This is a genomic window from Cryptosporangium minutisporangium (assembly GCF_039536245.1).
Classification (GTDB): domain Bacteria; phylum Actinomycetota; class Actinomycetes; order Mycobacteriales; family Cryptosporangiaceae; genus Cryptosporangium; species Cryptosporangium minutisporangium.
The window spans coordinates 16,683-40,995 of sequence record NZ_BAAAYN010000002.1 but is presented as its reverse complement, the minus strand read 5'-3'; the positions used below and the strand labels follow the sequence as shown (position 1 = coordinate 40,995).

Below are 24,313 nucleotides of genomic sequence, written 5' to 3'. Positions count from 1 at the left end.
GGTGCCGTGCCGGCTCAGCGGGTGCCGCAGAGGGCGTGCTGGATGAGGTCGAGCGCGGGATCGAACGTCGGCGCCGGCACGCCGGGCTTCCGCACCAGCGAGTGGGTATTCATGGCCACCGCCACACTCCGCGTCCCGTTGCGGTCGACACCGTTGCGGAACCCGTACCCGAGGAAGTCGCCGGGGTGCGACCACATGCCGCCGCACGGCGTCGAGCTCCACAGGAGACCCAGGCCGTACCGGGGCTTCGGCCAGCTGTTGCTGAACGACGGCGCCGGTACCGTCGTCGTCATCGCCGCGAGCTGAGCGGGTCGCAGCACCCGGCCACCGAGCAGCGCCTGCAGGAAGCGGTTGCCGTCGGCGGTCGTGCTGATGATCGAGCCGCCCGCATCGGCCCAGGTCGGGTTGATCCGGGTGACGTCGATGGGGTCGCCGAAGGTGCCGTCCGGGCGCGGGAACCGCTCGTAGCCGATGGCGTGCGGCTCCGGGACGTCGAGCGCGGTGCGCGGGACCGACGTGTCGGTCAACCGGAGCGGCCGGATGATGCGGCGGGTGACCTCGGACTGCCAGCTGTGGCCGGTGACGCGTCGGATGATCATCCCGGCCAGGATGTAGTTCGTGCTGGAGTAGGCCCAGCGGGTGCCGGGCGCGAACATCGGCTGTTGCTGCAGCGCCAGCGCGATCAGCTCCTCAGGCTGCAGGGTCTTGGTCCGGTTGGCGAGGAACTCCTGTTCGCTGCGCAGGTACGGGAGCAGTCGCATGTACTCCGGGAGCCCGCTCGTCTGCTGGAGGAGCTGCCGGACCGTGATGCGGCGTCCGTCGTTGCCGTTCCCGGTGACCAGGCCCGGAAGCCACCGGTCGACGGGATCTTCGAGTGACAGCTCGCCCTCGCCGACCAGTTGCAGCATGGTCGCGGCGACGAACGTTTTCGTGAAGCTCCCGATCCGGAACTTCGCGCGCCAGGGGATGGGTTCGCCGGTTGTGGTGTTGCCGACGCCGGCCCGCACCGTGGTCGATCCGTGCGGGGTGACGACCTCGGCGATCACGCCGGGCGCCCCCTGGTCGAGCAACGCGTTCGCGTCCCGCTGGAGCACGGCGGCCTCCGGGCGGGGATCGGCTACGGCTGCGGTCGCGGCAGCTCCGAGGAGCGCTGTGGTCGCTGCCACGGTAACGAGGAGACGTTTCATGCTCGCAACCTAGGAATCGCGAGCGTCGCACGTCGTCACGCTCCGGCGGGACTTCCCCTCCCGCGCGGGTATCAGGGCGGCTAGCTCGTCAGAGGCTTGTGGACTCCCCGGGTTTGTGCCTGCTCCCGGGTCAGCGAGCACGTGGCAGTGCCGGGCCTCCGTGGGTGGAGGCCCGGTGCCACGGGTGACCGTGGTCAGAAGGGCGGTGGATCGTCGAGGTCGACCGGGGCGCGGCGGTCACCGGCCGCTCCATGGGGTTCCGGTCGGGGCACGAGGGGAAGGGCCCAGTCGGCGGGTTCGAGGTCCGGACCGGCTCCGCTGTCCTGGATCGGCGGCTCGACGGTGTACGAGTGGCCGGCCGGGCTGGTCCAGGTGCACGCTCCGGTGATCGGGTCGTGAACGAGATCCCAACCGGCTTCATCCTTGGCGCGATGATGCCGTCGGCACAACGGCAGGAGATTGCCGGCGCTGGTCGGGCCGCCGTCGATGCGGCGGACGTTGTGGTCGAGGTCGCAGCGGTAGGACGGCTGCGAGCAGCCAGGGAACATGCACGTCGGGTACGTCGCGCGAATGAGGTCGGCGAGCGCGGCGGTGGGCCGGTAGGTCGAGCGGCCCAGGTCGGTGACGACCCCTCGGCGATCGGTCAACCACTTCTCCCAGCGTCCGGTCGCGGCGAGTTCGCGGACGACGCCCGGCGGGACGGGACCGTAGCCGGTGAGGTCGCCGGGGAGCTGCGCTGCGCCGAGCACAGTGGACAGCGGTGCCACCAACGCGACGCGCGGCGCGGCGGCGCGGGTGCGGCTCAACACCGCCCGGATCAGATCCTGGCATCGGTCGGGCAGCCGCGTCCCGCGGTCCGGCTCGAGGTCGTCCGAGTTCCGGGGGTCGTCGGTGGCCGTCTGCTCCGTGGCCGTCCGCTCGGCCGTGGCCGTGGCCGCGGGCGTCGCGGTGGTGTCGCCGGTCGCCGGAGGTTCCGGGGTTGCGTCGGGGTCCGTGGCGAGCTCGGGTGGGAGCGGCAGCTCGCCGTCGGCGGTCAGGATGCCGAGCTCTGCGAGGGCAACCAGGGCATCCGCGCGGCGGGCGTCCAGCGTCCGGTCGTCACCTTTCGCCCGCGACCGCCCCGCGATCCGATCGAGCGCCGTCCGGATGCGGGCGGCGTCCGCGGCCGGGAGCAGCGCGCGCAGCTCGGCCATCGCGTCCTCCAGGGCCGTGAACTCGACCCGCCGCCGGCGCCGCGCCCGCCGGTGCCGCTCGTCCGCGCCGGCCGGATCGGCCTTCATCACTTCCTTCCGGGCCAACCGCCCCAGCTGGGCGGACGTCTTCGTCCCCGCGGCACCCAGGAGGCGCGCCTCCACCTCGGCGGCCAGCTCGTCGTCCAAGGGCTCCAGGTGCTGGACGATCTCCGCGGCGTGCCGGTAGCTGATCCGGCCCTCGGCCAGTTGCTGACCGGTCCGGAACAGCCTTCCCGCCAGAGCTCGGGCCACGTCGATGCGGTCGGCGGCGGCGCGGTTCGACCAGCGCAGCCCCGCGGCGACCTCTTCGCGACCCCAGTCCTCATCCGTAGGGTCGACCCGATGGCCGACGATCTGCCGTACCGCGTTGTTCAGCTGCGCCTCCGCCCACGCGACGACCTTCTGCCACGCCTGCGCGACGATGACCTGTTCGGTGGCGTCGGGCCAGACTTCACGCACACCGCTGTTGTCGACCGTCTGCCGCTCCACCGGGCCGAGGCCGACCAGTGCGTCGACGAGCTCTGGCCCCACCGGCAGCCCGATGAGTCGTTCTTGAATCCCGCACCCGCTCATGACTCGAATCTAGAACTGGTGTACGACAAGAGGGAACAATCCACAGAGCCTCCGCCGACGCCGCTCCGGGCTGTGGACGGATCGTCGTGGACACCGCTGATCTGCTAACAGGACGCGGCGAAATGTGGGCCGTACGGGCCGGGAGCCCACCCTGATCGGAGGGCCGGCGCACCGGTAGCGTTCGGCGGGTGATCAAGGAGGCGACCGCGACGGTCTTCGTCTTCGGCCTGGTGGGGGAGGGCTACTGCCTGGGCCTGGTGTTCCATCCCCGGCTCGGCGTCTGGATCCCGCCCGGTGGCCACGTCGAGCCGGACGAGACCGCCGCCGAGGCGGCGGTCCGTGAGGTGGCCGAGGAGACCGGGCTCTCGGCCACGCTGGTGCCGCCGCCGCACGAGAAGTTTCCGGACGGTTACCCGCACACGCCGGTGCCGCCGCCCTGGTGGACGGTGCAGATCCCGGTCGGCCCCGACCGGCACACCGCAGCCGACCACGTGCACATCGACCACCAGTTCGTCGCGCTGGCCGGCTCCGGGACGCCGTCCGCGACCGACCACCCGTTCGTCTGGCGCACCGAGGCGGACCTCTCCGCGCCGGACGCGATCATCGCCGACGCGCGTGGCCAGGCCACGCTGTTGTTCGCGCGGCTGCCCGAACTCGTCGGTTCGCACCCCGGCCGGCCGGGCTGAGATCGACCGTCCAGCAGACGGACATATCGCGCTACATCCCCCACCCGCCTGCCCCGAAACCGGAAGGTAACCCGCGCGCTGACGGGTTCCGGCTGGACTCAGGCAGACTAATCAGCGGTCAGGGCGCGCCGGCGTCCTGCGTGTCCGGGAGGGCTGATGGGCAAGCCGGTCCTGCTCACCGTCGACGACGATCCGTCGGTGTCGCGTGCCGTCGCGCGCGACCTGCGGCGCCGGTACGGCGAGGACTACCGGGTGATGCGGGCCGACTCCGGTCCGCAGGCGCTGGACGCACTCAAGGAGATCAAGCTGCGCGGCGACCGGGTGGCGGCGATTCTCGCCGACTACCGGATGCCGCAGATGAACGGCATCGAGTTCCTCGAGGCCGCGATGGACCTGTTCCCGCGGGCCCGCCGCGCGCTGCTCACCGCGTACGCCGACACCGACGCCGCGATCCAGGCGATCAACGTGGTCGACGTCGATCACTACCTGCTCAAGCCGTGGGACCCGCCGGAAGAGAAGCTCTACCCGGTCGTCGACGCGCTGATCGCCACCTGGCAAGCGGCCGGTGACTCGCCGGTGGACGAGATCAAGGTCGTCGGGCACCAGTTCTCGCCGGCGTCGTTCGAGCTGCGCGACTTCCTGGCCCGCAACCAGGTGCCGTATCGCTGGTACCTCGCCGACTCGGCGGAGGGGCGGCGGTTGCTCGAGTCGGCCGACGCCGACCCGAAGACCCCGGACGTCATCCCGCTGGTGGTCACGCCCGAGGGCGAGGTGCTGCGCAACCCGGCGCCGAACGAGCTGGCGAGCCGGGTCGGCCTGGCCACCAGCCCGGCCGAGAAGTTCTACGACGTGATCATCGTCGGTGGGGGACCGGCCGGTCTCGGCGCCGCGGTCTACGCGGCCTCCGAGGGGTTACGGACCGTGCTGGTCGAGCAGCAGGCCACCGGCGGCCAGGCGGGTCAGAGTTCCCGGATCGAGAACTATTTGGGCTTTCCGGACGGTGTCAGCGGTGCGCAGCTGACCGATCGCGCTCGGCGTCAGGCGATCAAGTTCGGGGCGGAGATCCTGACGACGCGGCGCGCCTGCGAGCTGATCGTCAAGGGTTCGGCCCGTGGCGTGCGGTTCGAGGACGGCACCGAGATCGCCGCACACGCCATCGTGCTCGCGACCGGGGTGTCCTACCGGCGGCTGCGAGCCGACGGCATCGACGACCTGACCGGCCGTGGCGTCTACTACGGCTCCGCGGCGATCGAGGCACCGGCCTGCGCCGGCCAGGAGGTCGTCATCGTCGGCGGCGCCAACTCCGCCGGTCAGGCCGCGGTCTTCTTCTCCAAGCACGCGTCGCGGGTGCGGCTGATCGTGCGCGGCTCGTCGCTCGAAGCGTCGATGTCGGCGTACCTGATCAAGCAGCTCGAGGAGATCGACAACGTCGTCGTCCAGACCCGGACGACCGTGTGCTCCTGTGTCGGCGAGGGACGGCTGCAGCGGCTGGACCTGCGGAACGAGGACACCGGCGAGGTCGAGCCGGTCGACGCCGGGTTCCTGTTCGTATTCATCGGTGCGGCGCCGCTCACCGACTGGATGGACGGCGTGCTCGCGCGCGACGAGGCCGGGTTCGTCCTGGCGGGCACGGACCTGCTGGGGGAGGACGGCGCACGACCGGTGGGCTGGACCGCCGACCGGGACCCGTTCCCGCTGGAGACCAGCGTCCCCGGGGTGTTCGTCGCCGGTGACGTCCGTTCGCAGTCGGTCAAGCGGGTCGCGTCCGCCGTCGGCGAAGGCGCGATGGCCGTCACCCTCGTGCACCGCTACCTCAGCTCGTAGGCGAGCACACTGGAGGGTGCGGCCGGATTCTCCGGCCGCACCCGGCGACCGGAGGTTCCGGCCGCCTGCGACCGAGCGAAACCCGGCCGCAACCGTTCGGCGAAGGAGGACGCTGCGATGGTCGATCGGGTGAGCCCTGACGATCTCCGGACGCTGTTCCTGTTCGAGGCGCTCAGCCCCGAGCAGCTGACCTGGCTCTCCGAGCACGGCGCGGTCGAGGAGCACGCGGCGAACACCACCGTCTACGGCGAGGGCGAGCCGGCGACCTGCTTCTACGTGCTGCTCTCCGGCACCATCAAGCTCAGCCGGAACGTCGGCGGGGCGCGGGTGGAGATCTCACGGACCGACAAGGCCGGGTCCTACGCCGGCGCGTACATGGCCTACCTCGGCGACCGGGTGCCGCAGCGGTACCTGCAGACGCTGAGCGCACTGACCACGGCCCGGTTCTTCGTGCTGCCTGCCGCGGACTGGGCGACGGTCGTCACGACGTGGTTCCCGATGACCGTCCACCTGCTGGAGGGCCTGTACTACGGGAACCAGGCGAGCCAGGCCACGGTCGGGTCGCGGGAGCGCCTGCAGGCGCTCGGCTCGCTCACCGCCGGCCTGACCCACGAGCTGAACAACCCCGCCGCCGCGACGGCGCGGGCGGCGTCCCTGCTGCGCGAGCGGGTGGCGAAGTCCCGGCACAAGCTCGCCGCGCTGGCTCGTGGCGACATTCCCCGCGAGCGGCTCGCGGTCCTCGTCGACCTGCAGGAGGACGCCGTCGAGCGGTGCGCGAAGGCCAAGGACCTGTCGCCGGTCGAGACCAACGACCGCGAAGACGAGATGGGTGATTGGCTGGAGGAGCGCGACGTCCCGTTCGCCTGGGACCTGGCGCCGACGCTGGTCGCGGCCGGGATCGACATCGACTGGCTGGCGGATGCCGAGGCGAGGCTCGGCGGGAAGCACCTGGACAGCGCGCTGCACTGGATCGGCTACACGCTCGAGACCGAGCAGCTGATGATGGAGATTTCGCAGGCCTCCGGCCGGATCTCCGAGCTGGTCACCGCCGCGAAGCAGTACTCCCAGCTCGACCGGGCGCCGCACCAGTGGATCGACGTCCACGAGGGCATCGACAGCACTCTGGTGATGCTCTCCGGGAAGATCAACAAGAAGGAGATCACGGTCGTCAAGGAGTACGACCGGAGCCTTCCGACGATTCCCGCCTACCCCGGCGAGCTCAACCAGGTCTGGACGAACCTGATCGTCAACGCGATCGCCGCGATGAACGGCAAGGGCACGCTGACGATCCGAACCGGCCTGCGTCGCGTGAGCGATGAGGACAGCCCGGTGCAGGTCGAGGTGTGCGACACCGGGCCGGGTGTACCGGCCGACATCCAGGAACGGATCTTCGAGCCGTTCTTCACCACCAAGCCGGTCGGCGAGGGCACCGGCCTCGGCCTGGACATCTCCTGGCGGATCGTGGTGAACCGCCACGGCGGCGATTTGAGCGTCCAGAGCGTGCCGGGCGACACCCGGTTCATCGTCTGCCTGCCCCGGTCGGAGCCGAAACGCCCGCCGGTCGCGTGAGCCGGAGTCGTGCGGGGCCTGCACGGTAGGCGCCTTTCGCGCCGGCGCCTACCGAACAGGCCGGCCCCCCCGGTCCGGATCCCCCGCCTCACCCCTCAGGCCGGGCCGGAGCGGCCCCATGCTGATCGGCCCGTGCCTGAGTGGTGCGGTTTGAACCTACGGTGACCGCCGGTGCTACGGAACGGAGTCGAGCCCGGGACTTTCCCCGTTCTCACCCTGGGGTGGCGTCCGGCTCGTGTGGGTCTTCCCGGCCCGGAGGTGCTGTTCGAGCACCCCCACCAGTTCGATCACGCCCTCGAACGGCAGCTCGCTGGACGATCCGGGCTGCACAACACGGCCCTCGAGCCGACCCTGAGCGGTCTGACTCAGCTCAATGATGAGACGCATCCCGGCCCCCGTCGCTGCCACACCGGGCCAGCCTAGGAACGCCGACCCCCCGTTGTCTTCCGGGTTCGACCCTGGGAATCCGGCACGGCAACCCTGGGGTGAGCTGCGGGGCCGCTGCGGACGGCGTCAGCCGGCTGAGGGGCGGGCGGCGAGTTCCCGGAGCTCGCCTCGGCCGCCGACGCCGAGCTTGCGATAGATCGCGGTGAGGTGCCCCTCGACGGTCTTGATGCTCAGCGAGAGCTCGACGGCGATCTGTTTGTTGGTGCGGTTCGCGCCGATCAGCCGCGCGATGCTCAGCTCGGTCGCGGTAAGGCCGGAGAACACGGCCTCGGGCGTGGAGATCGAGAGGCCGAGCGTGCGGGCGGCGTCGGTGGCCTGGGTGGCGTAGGCGGTGGCGCCGATCGCCTTCGCCTGCAGCAGCGCCGTCCGCAGCGCCGCCACGGCCGGGGCCCGGCGATCCAGGGCGGCGAGGCAGCGACCGGTGAGCAGGTTGATCCGGGCCACCTCCAGCGGTAGACCGATCTCGGTCGCCAGCGCGAGCGCCTCGCTGCACGCGGCCAGGGCGTCGCGGTTGCGGCCGTGGGCCAGCGCGATCCGGGCGCGGACCCGGGCGACGCCGAGGCGGGCCGAGCGTCGCTCCGGCCGGGCCAGTTTGGACAGGTAGTCGGCGAGCGCGGCGTTCGCCTCGTCCGGCCGGCCCAGCTGGGCCAGCGCGTCCGCGCGGAGCGGTCCGAAGAGGTGGGTGCCGGGCTCCTGCGAGTCGTAGTGCTTCTCGATGTCGGAGGCAGCGGCGAGCAGCGCGGTGGGGTCGTCCTTGGCCTGCGCGATCGCCGCGAGCCCGGCGGCGGCGTACGCGAGGCCGGTGCCTGCGCCGATCAGGCCGGCCCAGTGCGCCGCGGCGCGCACGTGCGCGTCGGCGGCCGACCACTCGGCGCGGGCGGCCCGGGGATAGCAGGCCAGCGCGTGCAGGATCGCGTACTCCCAGATCCGTAGGCTCTCCTCGGCGTCGCCGAGCGCGAGTTCCGCGTGCAGGACGGCGTCGGTGAGTTCGCCGCGGCGGTACTCGACCTCGCTGAGGTAACCCAGGGCTTGGCCGATGCGCAGGGCTTCGCCCGCGGTGGCCCGCGCGACCGACTGCCGTAGGTCGCGGTCGGCGTCGGCCAGGCGGTCGGTCCAGAGCGCGATGATGCCGCGGGCGCAGAGCGCGTCGAGCGCACCGGCCGCGCCCGGGGCGTCGGCGTCGGCGAGGGTGGCGACGGCTTCCTCGGCCCGGCCGGAGAGCGCGAGGCCGATCGCGCGGGCGAAGTGGGTGTAGGCGGCGACCCAGGGCTCGGTCGCCGGCGCCTCGACCGCTTCGACGCCGTACCGGATCATGTCCCGGTAATCGAGCGTGAGGATCGCGATGATCGCCAACTGCGCGGCGATTCGCGCCTGCAGGCCGCCGGGCGTCGGCTCGCCGAGGGATTCCGCGGGGTTCGTCAACCCGGGGCGCTGGAGTGCGGTGCGGACCGTGGCGAGTGCCTCGTCCAGTAGGGCCTTGGCCTCCGGGAGCCGGCCCGAGAGCAGCAGCTGGTAACCGGCGACGTAGTTCCGCCACGGCCCTTCCGGCGCCGCGGCGACGTCGCTCTCGTAGTCCTGTGCGCCCGCCGCGTCGCCGGCCACCAGTAACGCCTCGACGGTGGTCAGGACACGGGCGAACCGCACCCGCCCGCGCGGCGTCAGCTCCACCGCGTGCCGGTAGAGCGCCGCGGCCGCGGTCAGCTCCCCGCGTCGCCAGCGCTCCCGGGCGGCGCGCTCGGCGTCGTCGGCCAGCTCAGGGTCGACCCCGCCCGCCGCGGCGGTGAGCCGGTGCTCCAGCGCGTTGCGGCCGCCCAGCTGCGCTGCCCGCCGGTGCAGCTCCTGGCGATAGGCGAGCGCTCGGTCGTGGTACAGCGACGACCGGGTCAGCCGGTCGGCGAACGCGAACTCCCGCCCGCCGCTGCCCGGTGCCTCGACGATCAGGCCGACGGCGAGCGCCTCCGTGGTCGCGGCGGCGAGCGGCTCGCTCGCCAGCTCGGCGACGGTGGCGGCGTCGGCCAGCCGGAAGCGTTCCCCGAGCACAGCAGCGGCCGACACCAGCTCTCTGGTCGGTGCGCGGCAGGTCGCCAGCTGGGAGGCGATCGTCGCGGAGATGGAGTGCGGCGCAGGCAACGGGCTGCCGTCCGCGGCCAGCGTCCGCATCGACAGCTGCGGCAGCAGGTGGCGGACGTGCAGCGGGTTGCCGTCGGTGAGCTGCCAGAGCCGCGCCGCACCGGCGGGAGACAGCCCGGCGCGGCCCTCCAGCGCCGCGAGTTGCATGAGCTCGTCCGGCGCGAGTCCGCCGAGCTCCAGCTCGACGCCACGGTCGGACTCCACCATCCGGCGCCACCCATCGGGCAGTCCCGGGTTCGGCCGGCCGTCCGGGATCCGTCGCACCGCGCCCGGCGGATGGTGGATCACCACGACCAGCACCGGCGCCGAGTGCATCCGCCGGGCGGCGTACCGGATCGCCTCGATCGAGGCCCGGTCGGCCCAGTGCGCGTCGTCGACGACCACCGCGGTCGGTCCGGTGCGGCGCAGGTCGGCGGCGAGTGCGTCGCCGACGAATACCGGGTTGGCCTGCGGGTCCGGCGTCCGGATCGAGTCCGCGGTCGCCGACGAGGGCAGCCGGGCGACGGCCTGGTGGAGGATCTCCCACTGCCGCTCGACCTCGTTCTCGTCAGCGGCCAGCCAGAGCGTCGACACACCGGACAGGCAGGAGAGGAAGTGTTCGACCAGCCGGGTCTTCCCGGTGCCCGGAGCCCCGGTGACGCTGATGACCTTGGGGTCGCCGGAGAGGGTCGCTCGCCACGCCTCGGCCAGGATCATCGTCTCCGGACCGCGTCCGACGAAGGCCCGACTCGTGTCCATCGTGCTCCCCGGGGGCGCTACGGCACGATTCCGCGCCTGTGCGGGCAGTGGTTCCACCGGAGCCGGCAGAGCCGGTAGTAGGGGCGATCGGAGCCAGAATAGGAAGCCCGGTAGCGGTTGGCCAATCCGGCGAAAGGCCTGCCCCCTGCTTCGGGGGCAGGCCGCTCGCGCGAGCGGGCCTTTCGGGCAGGCCGGCCTCAGCGCTCCGGGCGGGCCTTCCACAACCAGAGCAGGCCGAGCACCGGCAGGACGAGCGGGACGAAACCGTAGCCGGCGCCGTAGTCCGACCAGACCGTCGCGTCCGGGAACTCCTCGGGGATCAGCAGGCTCGCGGTGCCGACCGTGAGGACGCCGACCACCTCGATCGAGCAGCAGAGCAGTGCAACCAGCCACCAGCGGTACCCCGACCGCGCCAGGGCGACGGTCGCGCCCACGTACACCAGCGCGGCGAACGCGGAGAGCAGGTAGGCGATCGGCGCATCGGTGAAGCGGGTCGCGATCTGGACGCCGGCGCGCGCTCCGGCGGCGAGGGCGAACAGTCCGTACACCGCCACCAGGACGCGTCCCGGCCCGTGTGCGGTCCCGGTCGGCGGTGCCTCGGTCTCAGGCAACGCCCACTCCGTCCCAGACCTGGTTCATCCGGAGCACGAGCACCGGAATGACCAGGCACGCCACCCCGACCACCGCGGTCGCCGAGCGGTTCTTCTCCGACCACGCCCAGAAGTAGCCCACCGGCAGGATGATCAGGGAGGCGATCAGGTACCCGAGGAAAGTGGCCAGTTCGTCGGGGGTCCGGTCGGTAGCCAACTTCACCACCGCGACCACCACCTGGACCACGAGCAGGATCTCCAGCCCGGCGACGCCGATCAGGAGCGGCTTGCGGGGTGCCTTGCCGAGGAGCACCTCGATCAGCGCCCAGGCCGCCAGCGCGAGTGCGACGACCGTCACCGCGGTCGCCAGTCCGTCGACCACCCGCGTCCTCCCGGCTCGTGCGGCGTCCAGCCGATCAGTAGGGGCCCGGTGGGGCCCGGCGCCGAACCTACTACGCGCTGTCGACAGTCGTCCGGCGGGGCGCCGTCAATTCCCTAGCTAACCGATAGGAATTAGGAGTAACTTGGTGGGGTGAGCTCTTCGAGGTTGCCCGGCGCGCCGGGACTCCGATGTCGCCGGTCCGTGTCGACCCGTCCCGTCCCGACTCACCGACACCGCTCTCTCCAAGGAGATCCTCGTGCCCGCACCACTGCTGTTCGGCATCCGTATCCCGGTCGGCCGGACCGGCCGCCCGCAATTGTCGCCCTCGGTCCACCGCGACGCCGCGGTCGCCCAGGCTCGCCGCCTCACCGCGCTCGCCGACATCCTCGGTCTCGACTACGTGTTCAGCGGCGGTGACGCCGGTCTGTCCAGCGAGACGACGCTCGCTCTGCTCGGCGCGGCCAAGCGGCTGACCGTCGTCGCCCCGATCTCGGTCGCCGCCTGGCACCCCGCCCTGCTGGCGCGGTTCGGTGCGGTGGCCGGGCGGCTGTCCGGCGGCCGGTTCGCGATCGATCTCCGGAGCGGTCCGCACCCGGACGATCGGCGGGCGGAGGAGTTCGCGCGGATCGTCCGTGGGCTCTGGGCCGGCGACAGCGTCGACGTGGAGGGGGAGCACTTCCGCGTCCGCGGGCTGCGCCCCAGCGTCCAGCCGGAGGTGGCGCCGGAGATCGTCGTCTCCGGTGGCTGGCGAGCCGCCGCGTCGCTCGCGGCCCGGACCGGTGACTGGTTCCTCCACCCGGGCCTGGACCCGCAGGAGGTGCCGGCGCGCCTCGCCGCGTTCGACGGTGAGGCCGCCGCGACCGGCCGGGACGTCGGGTTCGCGGTGGCGGCCGCGGTGACGTTCCGACCCGCGTCGGGAGAGGCGCCGACCGGCATCCACGGCACGCCCGAGGAGGTGGCCGAGCGGCTGGCGGAGTACGGGCGGTCGGGCGTCGGCCTGGTCGTGCTCGACCTGGCCGACCCCGAGGCCGACCTTCCGGTGTTCGCTCGCGAGGTACTGCCCCGCGTCCGCGAGTTGGAGCACGCCCGCGCGCTGGCCGCGGTCCACTGACCCGGCATCGGCGCCCTGGCCGCTGAGGAGTGCCACGATGGATAACCGTGGCTCCCGCCGGTTCCCGCCGTCTCTCCCGCTCGTCGATCGGGCGCGCGTTCATCCTGCTCGGTGCATTCGGCCCGGACCACTCCCGGCTGACGCTCACCGAGATCGCCCGGCGCGCCGATCTGCCGCTGACCACTGCGCACCGGCTGGCCGGTGAGCTCACGGCGTGCGGCGCGCTGGAGCGCGACGACAGCGGCCGCTACCGGATCGGCTTGCGGCTCTGGGAGTTGGCCTCGCTGGCGCCGCGCGGTCTGGGGCTGCGCGAGCTGGCGCTGCCGTTCCTCGAAGATCTCTACGAGGTGACCAGGGAGAACGCTCAACTGGCCGTGCGGGACGGCGTCGAGGTGGTGTTCGTCGAGCGGATCACCGGCCGGCACGCGGTCCGGGTCCGCACCCGGGTCGGCGGGCGCTGGGCGATGCACTGCACCGGCGTCGGGCTGGTCCTGCTCGCGTACGCGCCCGCCGACGTCCAGGAGCAAGTGCTGGCGCGGCCGCTGGAGCGGTACACCGAGCGAACGGTCACCGCACCGGACGAGCTCCGTCGGGCGCTGGCCGCCGTTCGGCAGCGGGGGTTCGCGGTGAGCGACCGACAGGTGACGATGGACTCACTCTCCGTGGCGGCGCCGATCCGCGGAGCGGACGGCTCGGTAGTGGCCGCGATCTCGCTCGTCGTGCACTCCGACGGTGCCCAGCCGATCGCGCTCGCCCCGGCGGTCCAGGCTGCCGCGCGGGGAGTCTCCCGGGCGCTGGGCCTCCCCGGGGCGTGGGGGACCGGCGACGCGCCCCGATGACGTCGGCACTCTGTTGTCTGGATTGGACAGTTCGGACCGACACGCCGGGGATGCGGTGACACGCCAGGGATAGGTATCAATTCGCGGGGGCCGGGGTAACGCTCGGGACGACGCGGCGCCGGGCCGCGGACGTCCTCCGGGAGGCGCGATGTTCTTCGTCCTGTTACTGGTGGCACTCACGACGGTCGTCGGCGCCATGCTGACCGCCCTGCCCTGGCTGGAAGGCCGCCTGGCCGAGGACCTCGCACCGCGATCGGCCGAGGCGCCCACCGGAAACCCCTGACCGTCGCTCCGCGTTCCGGGGGATCGCCGCACGAGGTGCCGAAACACCCGCTCGGCGTCACCCAGGGTAGTGTGGGTGCCAGGCGGTGCCCGGACGTGGGCCGGGAAGGACTGAGAGACCGTGAACATGCCGACGAGGGCGCTGGGCGCCTCCGGAGTCACCGTGAGCCGGCTCGCGCTCGGCTCGTGGCGGACGTTCGAGCGGATCAGCCGGGACGAGGGTGTGGCGGTCCTGCGGGCGGCCCGCGAGCTCGGAATCACGTTCCTCGACGACGCGCGATACGACGACGAGACCGGTGCCGCGCCGATGCGCACGGGCTACTCCGAGGTGGTGTTCGGCGAGCTCTTCCGAGCCGCCGGGTGGCCCCGGGAGCAGGCGATCGTCGCCAACAAGCTGTGGTGGGAGTTCTGGCCCGAGCAGTCTCCGGAGCAAGAGCTGGACGCCTCGCTGGCGCGGATGGAGTTCGACCACGTCGACCTGGTCTACGCGGCGCCGCCTCCGGACGGGCTGGACGTGGCCGAGGCGGTCGAGCGGATCGTCGCGCTGCTCGAGACCGGGAAGGCCCGCGCCTGGGGCGTCTTGAACTGGACCGCGGCGCAGGTGCTGGAGGCGGCGCAGATCGCCGACATGCGGGGCTGGCCCGGCCCGTCGGCGGCTCAGCTGCCGTACAGCCTGGTGCACCGGGACGTCGTCGAGGACGACCATCTGATTCGCGCGCTGGCGGCGGCGAACGCCGCCGTGGTGGCGTCGGCCGCGCTCGCCGGTGGCGTACTGACCGGCAAGTACGACACCGGGGCGGACGGGCGGCACCCGGACGCGCTCACCGAACCGCAGCTGGCCGCCGCGGTGGCCGCCGGCCCGGAGCTGGCCGCATTGGCTGCCGAGTCGGGGGTCTCGCCGGCCGCACTGGCGCTGGCGTTTCCGCTGCTCAATCCGGCTGTCGCTAGCCTGCTCACCGGTGCGACCCACGCGGAGCAGGTGCACGCGAACGTCGCGGCGCTGCAGGTGGCCGAGACGCTGGACGAGTCGATGACCGCACGTCTGCGGGCGATCGGGGCTCCGAGCGACGCGGTTTCGCCGGCGCAGGCGCCGGTGACGGCCCAGTAGCGGCCCACTCGGCCTCCTCCGATCGGAGGAGCCCGGCTCGTCGTGTCGGACCGGATGAAAAAATTCCCGGAACGACCTCTCATTCGGCTCTCCGCGCTGCCGACACCTCTCTTGCAACACTCTCGGACCGCTGGCACGGATGCCGCGGCCGGCTTGCCCCAAGGAGGTTCCTGATGTCCGTAGGCGCGCCCAGCTCAGTCGGCACCGCGTTACCCGGGTCGCTGTTCGCCCCAGCCCGGTCGACGGGCAGCAGTACTCGAGTCGACGACGCAACCCGGCAGATCAAGCTGGACCAGCAAATGGTGGATGAGCGGAAGGCCGAGACCGACCGCAAGGCGCAAGCCGCCGCACAAGCGGTCGCCGAGCTCAAGGACGCCAGGGCCGAGGTCGCCAAGGACCAGTCGGAACTCAACGCGGCCAGAGCCGAGGCCAAGGCCAAGGCCAAGCTCGACGTCTACACGTGAGGCGCCCCCTCCCGAGCGACGCACCCCCGCGTCGAATGCGCCCGATTTCCCCCTTTCTCGCCCCCGTAGTGGGCGGCCCGTCCCGCCAGGAGCAATGATGTCCAGCCTCGCCATCTCCGGACCCATCGATCCCCGTCCCGCGGCCTACGCCGCCCTCCGCGCCGCCGGGGAGGGCCGGACCGAACAGAACAGCGCCGTCCGTCAGCAACGGGCCGACGAACAGCAGCGCGTCGCCGAGGTCGGCGCGCAGCAGCGTTCCTCGGCAACCCAGGAACGCCAGGCGGACGCCGCCCGCCAACAGGCCGCCCTGGTCCTCGCCTCCACCGGCGCCGTTCTCAACGTCTACGCCTAGAGGGACCCTGGTAGCGCCCGTGCGGCGCCGCGCGGAGCCGGGCAGGGCGCCGCGCGGATGCCCGGGCAGGACCGCCGGGGGGTGACGTCGACGTAGGTCCGTCACCCCCCGGTCGTCCGGAGCGCGGCGAGTTCACGGACGACCGCCTGCTCGTGCCGCTCGGCCTCGCGCATCGCCCGGGCCGGGTTCCACCGCCCGGCGAGCAGGAACACCGACGGCAGGAACACGAGCTGGCCGGCGAACACGATCCACCACCAGCGTTGCCACTCGTGCGGCGCGGCCCGGAGTGCCTGGGCGACGTCCGGGCCGTGCTCCCGTAGGTAGGCCAGATCGTCCGCCGGGATTGCGCTCAGCGCCGCCAGCCGCGCCACCGCCTTGGTGACCTGTTCGCCGTACTCCGCCACCCCGCCGAAGTTTGCGTCGTACACGGCGTCCAACGCGTTCAGCCGGTGTTGCGCGGTCATCGTGTCGACGTCGAGCAGACCAGCGACGTACCAGAGGAACGTCGCCCAGGGATTCGGGTCGTTCGGACCGCTCAACCAGTATCGGCCGGGGCCTCGGGGCACTGCCGCCAGGTACGTCTCCAACTCCTGCGCGTACCGCCGCTGGGTCATCAGCACCGGCCCGACCGTGGTGACCGGCAGACCGGTGAGTTCGGCGACCGCGATCGTCTCCACCACCGCAGCGTCCGGGTAGCGGGCGAGCGCGTCCGCGGTCGGCGGGGACAGCTCGGCGGCCGTGGCGAACTCGGCCGGGTACCGCGCGGCGATCTCCTGGAGCCTCGGCCCGCGGTCGACGAGCGCATTGGCCGACGGAACCGCGACGATCAGCCCGACGAGCGACACGGCGACCACACCGCGCAGGGCGCCGACCCAGACGGCGAGCCCGGTTGCGGTGGCGGCCGGATCGCGCCGCTCGACGGTCTCGGTGAACGCGGCCATCCAGACGGAGAGAACGATCCCACCGCCGACGCCGATTCCGACCAGTAGGACTGCGAACGTGTAGTAGCCGGTCTCCGGCTCCGTCGTCCGCAGCGCGAACACCGCGACGCCGCCTGCGCTGATCAGACCACCGAGGATCAGGAACGGTTTGCGGACCCGGAAGGCGTCCGACGCGACGCCGGCCACCACGAGCGCGAGCGCGGTCGCGACCCAGTACCAGGTCGCGAGGGCGTTCGCGCGGGCCTCGGAGTAGCCGAACCGCGTTGCGAAGTAGGCGACGAAGAGCCCGGCCGCGAAGTAGGAGAAGACCAGGAACGCGCTGATCCCGAGCGCCGGGCCGACGATGTCCCTCCGCAGCGTCCGGCGCCGGTGGTCATCCGTCGGGCGGCTCGGGTGGGTGCTCGCCGCCCGGGCCTCGAGCAGCGCCCGCTCGCGCAGGGTGGACATCATCTGGTTCCGTAGCCGGGGTGACAGCTCGCGCAGGCCGAGCAGGGCCACGACGAAAACACCGAGCCCCACCAGGCCGCAGATCGTGAACTGGAACCGCCAGTCCGGGTGGGTCGGCACCGTGCGGCTGGCGACCGTGGTCACGAGGAGGCTGCCGAGCGCCGGGCCGAGCGCCCAGCACCCCATCGCGGTCGCCCGCCCGAGCCGGGGCGAGAAGTCCCGGGTCAGCGCCGCGGTGGCCACCAGCGCCACACCCTCGACGAAGCTCAACGCGCTGAAGAGCACCAGGTAGCCGGTCCGGCCGGGAACGTGGGGCAGTCCGAACAGAATGATCAGCGCGGTGACCAGCAGGCTGCCCACGATCACGTTCGCCCGGCCCCAGCGGTCGGCGAGCCCGGCGGCCCAGGCGACCCCGGCGGCGAGCGCACCGGCGGCGTTGCCGGCGACGGCGACGGTCACGAAGTAGCGCAACGTCAGGTCGTACTCGGCGATGACGCGCGTGGCGACCGCGCCGTGGACGTAGAGCGCGTAGTGCAGCGCGACGGTCGCCATTACGACGATCGCCAGGTAGCCCAGCCGGGGGCCGGTGGCCGGGTACCGGTCGAGGGAGCGGCGCCAGAGTCGGGTGAGCGGCGGCCGGCCGGGTGCGAGGTCGAGAGCGGAGTCGGTCATCTCCGGACGCCCTTCGTCGGACGACGGCGGCGATCCGGTCCCGCGGCGTCGCCGAGACTCCGCAAGTTAACAGCGATACCAATGCGGTGGGCCGATTCGCGGAAGTCGTCCGGTGGAGGGCTTGTGTCGCTTCTGCGTTAAGTGTCCGCGTGTTCCTCGGCGTACCTGGATTCACGCTGGTTCAATGCGCTCAGGATGGATGCCGCAGATTCCGGCCGTGCGGGAGGGCGAATGCATCGGGCGCGACGGCTCGGGCCGGTGCTCGCGTCGATGCTGGCGGGCGTGGTCCTGGCGAGCGGCGTCCTCACCGCCTGCGAAGCCGACGCGAAGCCGGAACCCGAACGCAGCGCCGCGGCGCCGGTGGTGCCGGAGACCCCGGCGAACCCGCTGCCGAGCGCCGCTCCTGGTACCGCCGGACCCGATGCGGCGCGCTCGGCGTGGCTGGGGAAGCGGCTGCGGGAGATCGTCGACGACCAGCGCTTCGGCGACGTCGTGAACGCGAAGACCGGCCGCCGTCCGCCCGCGGTGCCGAACGTCGACGTCGCGGTCATCGAGCTCGACGACGCCGGCCGCCCGGTGGCGGCGGCGAACACGTTGCTCTCCCAGGATCACCCGCAGGGGGTGGCGGTGCCGGTGACGACCGACCTGTCCGCGCCCGGCGTCCGCTGGACGCACTGGAGCAACTCGGCGTGGGCGGCGAAAAAGTCCACCGAGCCGCTGCTCACCGGCCGCGGCGGCGCGCCGCTGGAGTTCATGACGCCCTACCCAGCGTCGGTGTTCAAGCTGATCGTGGCGTTCGGCGTCGCGCGGCTCGCCGACCAGGGTGGTGTCCGCTACGACGAGGTCTACGACTACCGGCCCCGCAAAGCGACCTGCCCGGACGGACGCAAGCCCGGAAAGCACCCGGTCTCCTGGTGGCTGGACGCGATGATCACGTACTCCAGCAACACCGCGACGTGCGCGCTGCTGATGATGCTGCACGAGCGGGACGGCATCGACCCGATGAACGGCGCGCTCCGGTCGCTCGGGCTGACGACGCTCCGGGTGGTCGACACCGATCCGGCGGACGGCGGCGGCTGGTCGTTCTGGGGCCTCACGATGACCGCGCTGGACACGTCCCGCTTGCTCCTGCTGTTCACCGATGCGCCGGGGACGCTGTGGCGCACACCGAAGGGCGATCCGGTGACGACCGAGGTGCTCAGCCGCTCCTCTCGGGCCGTGGTCCGGAAGACGCTGCAGGAGCAGGGCCTCAACCAGGCGCTGTCCACGGCGAACTGGTGCGGGCAGGACTACCCGGCGCAGGGCATCCCGCACCGGGTGCCGACGCGCTGGACCGACCGGGCCACCGGGCAGGTACGCGTCGAGGACCGCCGGTACACCGGCGACGTGCGCAAGTGTGCGGACGACGCGGAAGTGGAGTTCGCGCACAAGACCGGCCTGGTGCCCAGCGCCGGTGCGGACGCCGGGATCGTCACCGCGCTGCCCGGCGCGAAGCCACGGCGGTACGTGGTGTCGGTCTTCACGAACCTGGGCTGCACCTACGTGGACTTCGTCGGTGCGTACGGCGGCCAGTGCCGCTACACCCAGAAGCTGGCCACCCTCGGCGCGGCGATCGACGCGCTGATGACGACGACCGCCGGCCGCCCGACCGCCGCGCTCTCCGCGAATTGACGCCGAATCCGTCTCCACGGGCGCCGTGGGGACGGATTCGGCGTAACTGGGTGCGGCGCTCAGCTGACGCGCGGGATCCAGACGCGCATCGCGCCGGGTGTGCGGTTCGCCCAGAGGAAGTACGGGACGGCGGTGAGCGGGATCGGCGTACCCGTCGCCGCGGCGGGCGGGCCGTAGAGCGGCGCGTCGCCGGGGTCGTGGTGGGTGCCCCGGGCGGTGAGCACGATCGGAGCGATCTCGCCGGGGACCGCGTCGACCGGTGCCGTGGCGTCCAGCCGGACGTCGTCGACCAGGACGTCGTCCGGCAGGTCGGTCTGTTCCAGGCAGTAGACCAGCGGTCCGCGCAGCAACGCGGCGCAGCCGCGGACCGCGTCGACGCGCGGGTGCGCGGCGACCACCCGAGCGGGCATCGCCAGCTCCAGCTGTACCGTCTCGCCGGCTTCCCAGGCCCCGCGTACTTCGGCGTACTCGCCGGTGACCGGCACCCCGTCCAGGGTCGCCGACGCACACCAGCCGGGGATCCGCAGCGCCAGCGTCCACGTCGCACCGGGCACCGCCGGGGACACGGTCAGCGTCACCCGGCCGTCCCAGGGGTAGTCGGTCTCGACCGTGATCTCCCCGTGCGGTGTGGCGATGCGGCCGGCGGTGTAGAGCTGTACCTGCACGCCGGCGTCGGTCGTGGTGGCGACGTACGACTGCAGTGACGCCACCAGCCGGGCGAGGTTCGGCGGGCAGCACGCGCACGAGTACCAGTCCAACCGCTGCGACGGCGCGTCCTCGTGCGACCCGTCGTGGCCGGTGCGCAGCTGCAGTGGGTTGGAGTAGAAGAAGTGCGTGCCGTCGAGCGACGTGGAGCACGCGATGCCGTTGTAGAGCACGCGCTCCAGCTCGTCGGCGTACCGGTGGCCGCCGGTGGCCAGCAGCATCCGCCAGTTCCAGGCGAAGCTGGCGATCGCCGCGCAGGTCTCCGCGTAGGCGCGGTCCGACGGGAGCTCGTACGGGTCGCCGAACGCCTCGTCCCGGTGCCGGGAGCCGTGCGCGCCGGTCACGTACGTCTTGGTGTCGAACGCGGACTCCCAGAGCCGTGCGGCGGCCTCCAGCAGCGACGCGTCGCCGTTCTCCACCGCCACGTCGACGACGCCGGCCAGCAGGTACAGCTGCCGGACCGCGTGGCCGGTGACCTCGTCGGCCTCCCGGACCGGCGCGTGGTCCTGGTAGTACTGCGCGCCGAACTTCGGCTCCTCACCGAGCAGGCCGCGTCCGCGCAGGTCGACGAAGCGGGCCGCGAGGTCGAGGTACGGGCGGTGGCCGGTCGTGCGGTACAGCTCGACCAGCGCGGTCTCGATCTCCGGGTGCCCGCAGACGGCGTCCGTCCCGCCCGGCCCGAACCGCTTCACCAGCAGGTCGGCGAAGCGGCGGGCCACTCCGAGCAAGCGGTCACCGGCGCCGGCGCGGGACGCGGCCACCGCGGCCTGGATCAGGTGGCCCGCGCAGTACAGCTCATGGCTCCAGACCAGCTCGGCCCACTGCTGGTCGCGGTGGTCGACCTGGAAGTACGAGTTGAGGTACCCGTCGGCGTCCTGCGCCCGCTCCAGCAGGTCCGTGATCGACTCGACGAACCGCTCCAAGTTCGCGTCGGGGCGCCTGCCGAGCTCCCAGGCAGCCGCCTCCAGCGTCTTGTGGACGTCTGAGTCGGCGAACCACATGCCACGGAACTGGCCGGACGCCTCGCCGGTCGCGCGCCGCAGGTTGTCGACGGCGCCGCTGGTCTCCAGCCGGTCGATGCAGTGCGGCAGCGTGGCCGTGGAGTTGCGCTGCTGCCAGGCGCCGAGCAGCCCGCCGGGGTCGAGCGTGACGGCGGTGAGGTCGAGCGGCTGCAGCGTGCCGGAGGTCGGGGCGGCGGGGCCGGCGGCGACGCGGATGAATTCTTCTCGACCGGCTTCTACCGAGCGTGCTTGCATGGTGGTTCCCTTCGAGGTGGATCTCAGCCCTTGAGGGCGCCGGCGCTGAAGCCGCTGACGTAGTAGCGCTGCAGCAGCAGGAACACCGCGACGCACGGCACCGCCGCGGTCACCACGCCCGCCTGCAACGCACCGAAGTCGACCGAGCCGAGGTTGCCGGACTGCAGGTTGAACAGCGCGACCGGCAACGTGAACTTGCTGCCGTCGGTCAGGAAGATCAGCGGTGCCACGAACTCGTTCCAGGACGCGAGGAACGAGAACAGCGCGACGGTCACCATGCCGGGGGCGACGCCCCGCAGCAGCACTCGCCGCAGCGCCCCGCCGGGTGTGCACCCGTCGATCAGCGCCGCCTCCTCGAGCTCCGGCGGCAGCGCCTCGAACGAGTTCCGCATCATGAACAGCCCGAACGGCAGCTGGAACATCGCCAGCACCAGGCCCAACCCGATCAGCGAGTTCTGCAGGCCGAGCCAGCCCAGGACGATGTAGAGCGGGATGAGGATCGTCGTGTAGGGCACCATCAGGATGGCGAGAGTCACCAGGAACAGCAGGTTCTTGCCGGGGAACGACAACCGGGCGACCGCGTAGCCGCCGAGCGTCGTCGCCACCACCGTGACCGCGACCGTCACCAGCGCGACGACCAGCGTGTTCAGCACGTAGGACCACAGCCCGTCGCCGTACGCGACCAGCCGCTCGTAGTTGGCCACGCCCCAGCCGTCCCGGCCGTCGGCCGCCCGGACGCCGTGCACCGAGGAGTAGAGCGTCCAGATCATCGGCAGCAGGAACAGCACCGCGAGCGCCGAGGACGTGCTGTAGTACCCGACCTTCCGGGGCATCAGGCCCCCTCCTTCCGCCGCAGCAGCCGGAGCTGGGCGCCGTTGATCAGGATCAGCACGATCAGCAGCGCCACCGAGATCGCGGCGGCCCGCCCCAGGTCCTGGGAGAGGAACGCCTCGCGGTAGATGTCGATCGCCACGGTGGCGGTGTCGTGCCGTCCGCCGGTGAGGATGAAGAACTGGTCGAACGCGAGCAGCGAGCCGGTCACCGAGAGCACCATCATCAGCGCGAGCGTCGGCCGGAGCAGCGGCAGCGTGACGTGCCGCATCGTCTGCCAGCGGGTCGCCCCGTCGGTGCGTGCCGCCTCGTAGAGCGTCGGGTCGATGCTCTGCAGACCGGTGAGCAGGATCAGCATGTAGAACCCGGCGAAACGCCAGGTGATCATGCCGACCGTGGACGACAGCGCGCTGCCGTTCGTCCCCAGCCAATCGACCGGGCCGATGCCCACCCAGTCCAGGACCGTGTTCAACGGCGAGGACTCGGTGTTGAACAGGCCGTAGAACAGCAGGCTCGCGGACGCGAGCCCGACCGCGGCAGGCAGGAAGTACACGGTGCGGAAGAAGCCGACGCCGCGGCGGGCCTCCTGCACCAGCAGCGCCATCCCGAACGCGATCAGGCTCAGCACGATCGTCGTGACGACCGTGTACTTCACCGTGAACCAGAGCGCGCGGACGAAGAGCGGATCGGAGAGCGCCCCGTAGTTCTCCACGCCGTTCGGGGAGGACGCCCCGAGCAGCGGCCAGTGGTTGACCGACATCCAGAACATCAGGACCAGCGGCACGAGGAAGAAGACCAGCACGATCACGGCCATCGGGGCCGAGTAGGCCCATCCCAGCCGGGCCCGGCTGCGGCCGAGCCCGGCCGGCGCGGCCCGGCGGGAGAACCGCCGGGCCGTGTCCGTGGGGCGGGAGAGAGTGGTGACCATACCTAGCCGCCCGTGGACAGGGACTCGGTGATGCTCGGGTTGTGCTTGGCGAGCGCGTCCGCCGAGCTCCCGGTGCCGAAGACCGCGTCGATGATCGTTGCTGTCCACGGGCCGTTCGGGTCGTTGTAGGTCTTGCCGAAGTTGACCGAGATCGGCGTCTGACCCTTGCTCGCGAGATCGTTGAACGTGCCGAGCCGCGGGTCCTGCTTGGCGTACTTGTTGTCGGCCAGGTCGCTGCGCACCGTGATGTTCTTGTTCTTAGCGATGACCTCGACCTGGGCTTCCTCGGAGAGCGTCCAGGAGATGAAGTCCCAGGCCTGGTCGGCCTTCTTGCTGTTCGAGCTGATGCCGAGCACGTCACCGCCGACGAACGAGCTGCTGCCGCCGGTCAGACCCGGTATCGGTGCGACGCCGATCTCGAGCGCCGGACCTTCCTTCATCGTCTGGAGTGCGGTGGCGCCGAGTGGCTGGATACCGATCTTGCCTTCGGTGAACGCCTGGACCCAGGTCGGGCCGCCCTCGTTCTTCGCCGCGGTGGGCACGAGCTCTTCGCGGTACATCTTCTTGTAGAGCTCGTACACCTTCGCCGCGGTGGGGTTGTCGACGGTGGACTCGGTGCCCTTCTCGTTGAGGACGGTCTCGCCGGAGGCCCAGATCATCGGCCAGGTGGTGAACAGCGTGCAGCCGGGGCAGGCGCCGCCGAAGAAGTAGCCGTCGACGCCCTTGCCGAGCGCGTCGATCTTCTTCACCTGGGCGTACAGCTCGTCCAACGTGGTCGGTGGCTTCTCCGGGTCCAGGCCGGCCTTCCGGAACAGCACCTTGTTGTAGAAGACCGCGGAGAGATCGATGTCGTGCGGAACTCCGTAGACCTTGTCCTCGTAGGTCGCGGTCTTCATGTGCGCGGGCGCGAGCGTGTCCTTGAACGAGAGCGTGTCGACCCGGGCCGTGAGGTCCTGGTACACGCCCTTGGACGCGTAGTTCGGCGCGTAGACGACGTCGGTGGCGAGGATGTCGGGCAGCTGCTTGGCACCGCTCGCCGAGCCGACCTTCTGCTGGTAGCTGTCGGCGGGGATGACGGTCAGCTTGACCTTGTTCTCGTGGCTCTTGTTGTACGCGTCGATGAGCGTCTGGGTGAACGTGGCCGTGGGCGCGCGGGTCCACATCGTGATCGTGGAGCCGTCGTCCTTCGCGTCGGTGCCACCGGACGCTTCGGTGTCGCCCGCGCTCTGACATGCGGCGGCGAGCAGTAAGACGGCTGCGGCGAGCACTGCTCGCCCGCGCCGGAATCGGGTCTGGCCCATCGTGCCTCCTTGGACGTGGGGGCCGGGACGTGCGCTGGAGGAGAACC

21 protein-coding genes are annotated in these 24,313 nt (G+C 71.8%); 10 read left to right on the top strand and 11 right to left on the bottom strand.

Annotation, left to right across the window (positions count from 1 at the left end):
- Positions 1 to 14 precede the first annotated feature (14 nt).
- Together ABEB28_RS01440 and ABEB28_RS01435 are read right to left on the bottom strand one after the other, a co-directional pair.
- Positions 15 to 1,166: a serine hydrolase domain-containing protein gene (locus ABEB28_RS01440; RefSeq protein WP_345726078.1), complete on the bottom strand. Its 1,152-nt coding sequence runs from the start codon at positions 1,164 to 1,166 to the stop codon at positions 15 to 17.
- Positions 1,167 to 1,381: 215 nt separating this feature from the next.
- Complete coding sequence (locus tag ABEB28_RS01435) at positions 1,382 to 2,992, bottom strand: HNH endonuclease signature motif containing protein (RefSeq protein WP_345726077.1); 1,611 nt, start codon at positions 2,990 to 2,992, stop codon at positions 1,382 to 1,384.
- 188 nt (positions 2,993 to 3,180) lie between these two features.
- On the opposite strand from ABEB28_RS01435, the gene ABEB28_RS01430 reads away from it, so the two are divergent.
- The 3 genes from ABEB28_RS01430 to ABEB28_RS01420 all read left to right on the top strand — a co-directional run bounded on the left by ABEB28_RS01430 (position 3,181) and on the right by ABEB28_RS01420 (position 7,071).
- Complete coding sequence (locus tag ABEB28_RS01430; protein ID WP_345726076.1) at positions 3,181 to 3,678, top strand: NUDIX domain-containing protein; 498 nt, start codon at positions 3,181 to 3,183, stop codon at positions 3,676 to 3,678.
- Between the two features lie 156 nt (positions 3,679 to 3,834).
- Positions 3,835 to 5,502: an NAD(P)/FAD-dependent oxidoreductase gene (locus ABEB28_RS01425; RefSeq protein ID WP_345726075.1), complete on the top strand. Its 1,668-nt coding sequence runs from the start codon at positions 3,835 to 3,837 to the stop codon at positions 5,500 to 5,502.
- A gap of 117 nt (positions 5,503 to 5,619) precedes the next feature.
- The gene (locus ABEB28_RS01420) at positions 5,620 to 7,071 is read left to right on the top strand and encodes an ATP-binding protein (RefSeq protein WP_345726074.1); all 1,452 of its coding nucleotides are present in this window, start codon (positions 5,620 to 5,622) and stop codon (positions 7,069 to 7,071) included.
- A gap of 174 nt (positions 7,072 to 7,245) precedes the next feature.
- Here the strand turns inward: ABEB28_RS01420 and ABEB28_RS01415 are convergent, their stop codons facing one another.
- The 4 genes from ABEB28_RS01415 to ABEB28_RS01400 all read right to left on the bottom strand — a co-directional run bounded on the left by ABEB28_RS01415 (position 7,246) and on the right by ABEB28_RS01400 (position 11,358).
- Positions 7,246 to 7,458: a hypothetical protein gene (locus ABEB28_RS01415; RefSeq protein ID WP_345726073.1), complete on the bottom strand. Its 213-nt coding sequence runs from the start codon at positions 7,456 to 7,458 to the stop codon at positions 7,246 to 7,248.
- 126 nt (positions 7,459 to 7,584) lie between these two features.
- Positions 7,585 to 10,386 (bottom strand): helix-turn-helix transcriptional regulator, encoded by a 2,802-nt coding sequence (locus ABEB28_RS01410; RefSeq protein ID WP_345726072.1) that lies wholly within the window; start codon positions 10,384 to 10,386, stop codon positions 7,585 to 7,587.
- Between the two features lie 197 nt (positions 10,387 to 10,583).
- Positions 10,584 to 10,997 (bottom strand): hypothetical protein, encoded by a 414-nt coding sequence (locus ABEB28_RS01405; protein ID WP_345726071.1) that lies wholly within the window; start codon positions 10,995 to 10,997, stop codon positions 10,584 to 10,586.
- On the bottom strand, positions 10,990 to 11,358 hold the full coding sequence (locus tag ABEB28_RS01400; protein ID WP_345726070.1) for a hypothetical protein: 369 nt from the start codon (positions 11,356 to 11,358) through the stop codon (positions 10,990 to 10,992). The genes ABEB28_RS01405 and ABEB28_RS01400 overlap by 8 nt, the downstream gene beginning before the upstream one ends.
- 256 nt (positions 11,359 to 11,614) lie before the next feature.
- On the opposite strand from ABEB28_RS01400, the gene ABEB28_RS01395 reads away from it, so the two are divergent.
- From ABEB28_RS01395 to ABEB28_RS01370, 6 genes are all read left to right on the top strand, one after another.
- Positions 11,615 to 12,469 carry an LLM class flavin-dependent oxidoreductase gene (locus ABEB28_RS01395; protein WP_345726069.1) on the top strand — a complete coding sequence of 285 codons (855 nt, stop codon included), beginning with the start codon at positions 11,615 to 11,617 and terminating at the stop codon, positions 12,467 to 12,469.
- 47 nt (positions 12,470 to 12,516) lie between these two features.
- Positions 12,517 to 13,308 carry an IclR family transcriptional regulator gene (locus ABEB28_RS01390; RefSeq protein WP_376981645.1) on the top strand — a complete coding sequence of 264 codons (792 nt, stop codon included), beginning with the start codon at positions 12,517 to 12,519 and terminating at the stop codon, positions 13,306 to 13,308.
- Positions 13,309 to 13,456: 148 nt separating this feature from the next.
- Entirely contained in the window at positions 13,457 to 13,591 is a 135-nt protein-coding gene (locus ABEB28_RS01385) for a hypothetical protein (RefSeq protein WP_345726068.1), read from the top strand.
- 126 nt (positions 13,592 to 13,717) lie between these two features.
- Complete coding sequence (locus ABEB28_RS01380) at positions 13,718 to 14,698, top strand: aldo/keto reductase (RefSeq protein ID WP_345726224.1); 981 nt, start codon at positions 13,718 to 13,720, stop codon at positions 14,696 to 14,698.
- Between the two features lie 173 nt (positions 14,699 to 14,871).
- The gene (locus ABEB28_RS01375; protein ID WP_345726067.1) at positions 14,872 to 15,162 is read left to right on the top strand and encodes a hypothetical protein; all 291 of its coding nucleotides are present in this window, start codon (positions 14,872 to 14,874) and stop codon (positions 15,160 to 15,162) included.
- Between the two features lie 97 nt (positions 15,163 to 15,259).
- Positions 15,260 to 15,514 (top strand): hypothetical protein, encoded by a 255-nt coding sequence (locus ABEB28_RS01370; RefSeq protein ID WP_345726066.1) that lies wholly within the window; start codon positions 15,260 to 15,262, stop codon positions 15,512 to 15,514.
- 101 nt (positions 15,515 to 15,615) lie between these two features.
- Here ABEB28_RS01370 and ABEB28_RS01365 read toward each other — a convergent pair whose 3' ends face one another.
- The gene (locus tag ABEB28_RS01365) at positions 15,616 to 17,574 is read right to left on the bottom strand and encodes an MFS transporter (RefSeq protein WP_345726065.1); all 1,959 of its coding nucleotides are present in this window, start codon (positions 17,572 to 17,574) and stop codon (positions 15,616 to 15,618) included.
- Between the two features lie 231 nt (positions 17,575 to 17,805).
- On the opposite strand from ABEB28_RS01365, the gene ABEB28_RS01360 reads away from it, so the two are divergent.
- Positions 17,806 to 19,245 (top strand): serine hydrolase, encoded by a 1,440-nt coding sequence (locus ABEB28_RS01360; RefSeq protein ID WP_345726064.1) that lies wholly within the window; start codon positions 17,806 to 17,808, stop codon positions 19,243 to 19,245.
- Between the two features lie 59 nt (positions 19,246 to 19,304).
- Here the strand turns inward: ABEB28_RS01360 and ABEB28_RS01355 are convergent, their stop codons facing one another.
- From ABEB28_RS01355 to ABEB28_RS01340, 4 genes are read right to left on the bottom strand one after another with little or no spacing between them, the layout of a single operon-like run.
- The gene (locus ABEB28_RS01355; RefSeq protein WP_345726063.1) at positions 19,305 to 21,206 is read right to left on the bottom strand and encodes a glycoside hydrolase family 127 protein; all 1,902 of its coding nucleotides are present in this window, start codon (positions 21,204 to 21,206) and stop codon (positions 19,305 to 19,307) included.
- Between the two features lie 23 nt (positions 21,207 to 21,229).
- Positions 21,230 to 22,039: a carbohydrate ABC transporter permease gene (locus ABEB28_RS01350; RefSeq protein WP_345726062.1), complete on the bottom strand. Its 810-nt coding sequence runs from the start codon at positions 22,037 to 22,039 to the stop codon at positions 21,230 to 21,232.
- Entirely contained in the window at positions 22,039 to 22,965 is a 927-nt protein-coding gene (locus ABEB28_RS01345) for a carbohydrate ABC transporter permease (RefSeq protein WP_345726061.1), read from the bottom strand. The genes ABEB28_RS01350 and ABEB28_RS01345 overlap by 1 nt, the downstream gene beginning before the upstream one ends.
- A 2-nt stretch (positions 22,966 to 22,967) precedes the next feature.
- Positions 22,968 to 24,266, bottom strand: coding sequence for an ABC transporter substrate-binding protein (locus ABEB28_RS01340; protein ID WP_345726060.1), 1,299 nt, complete (start codon positions 24,264 to 24,266; stop codon positions 22,968 to 22,970).
- Positions 24,267 to 24,313: the final 47 nt, after the last annotated feature.